Source organism: Bacillus sp. SRB_8, assembly GCF_003264205.1.
Classification (GTDB): domain Bacteria; phylum Bacillota; class Bacilli; order Bacillales; family Bacillaceae_G; genus Bacillus_A; species Bacillus_A mycoides.
In genome coordinates, this window is sequence record NZ_NADT01000111.1 from 1 (window position 1) to 980 (window position 980).

Annotated in this window: 1 protein-coding gene; it reads right to left on the reverse strand. The window is 34.3% G+C overall.

Annotated elements, in window-relative coordinates:
- Positions 1-764, reverse strand: a 764-nt coding sequence (locus tag B5P40_RS32095; RefSeq protein WP_258402218.1) for an FtsK/SpoIIIE domain-containing protein, incomplete at its 3' end; no start/stop codon positions are given.
- Positions 765-980: the final 216 nt, after the last annotated feature.

Genomic DNA, 980 nt, shown 5'->3' on the forward strand with positions numbered 1-980 from the left:
GGACAAAGATTTGCTCCTTCATCTACTATGATGAAACATCGCTCTTTTATGGATGTATCTATGATATTAGTAAAGTAGGACTTCTTCATTACTTCAATTTGTTTAACCATTTTCTCACGTACTTTAGCCAACATTTCTAACGCCTGTTCCGGATTTTCAGCTATTTCTATTACTTGGGACAAATTCTTGTAGGGGCTAAATTCTAATCCTTCCTTCAAGTCAATAATAAAAAAACTTACATGTTGAGATTGTTGTAAAATCAAACTCGTCATCACATTTTTTAGAAATACTGTCTTTCCAAACCGTGTCATACCCGACACGCACATATGCGGTGTTTTCTCGAAATCATGATACACATGTTTATCTAACGCTTTCCCCATCATAACTCTCCATGTATGCTCTTTTAATAGATCCTTAGACCAATTCCATATTTCAGGTATCTGTTGCTTAAATACGCGAATATGAAGCTCTCTTTGATGGAACGATATTTTAACAGGTTTATATAGGCCTTCTTCTAATACTTCCGCTAACTTTTGGATAAGTTGACTAGGTACACCAAGTGGTAACTTGTAAACATAATTCATACTTATATCATCTTTAATTTCTTTTATAAAAATGGGGTATTGTAATTCACCTTTATGTTGAACACATATCTTTGCAATTTCAAAAAACGTTGCAATTTTTTTCTTATCACTCATTCCGTTACTTTGATAAAAATAAGCTACAGTTATAAAGGTTGCTGGAATTAATAAAAGTGACAACATTCCCTCCATACCTCCTTAAGGTAGTTGAGCCTGTATGGAAGCTTAGAAAAAGCGGTTTAAGATGCGCTATTATAATTACTTTCAACTACCAGGTGTAATACTAACCTAGAAACACATCTAGTATATCCATTAGAACGTACCAAACACTCCCAATCAACAAGCATTTAAGACCCGCACGTAGCAACCAACCTGGAAGATAAAGACCTTTCTTCTTCA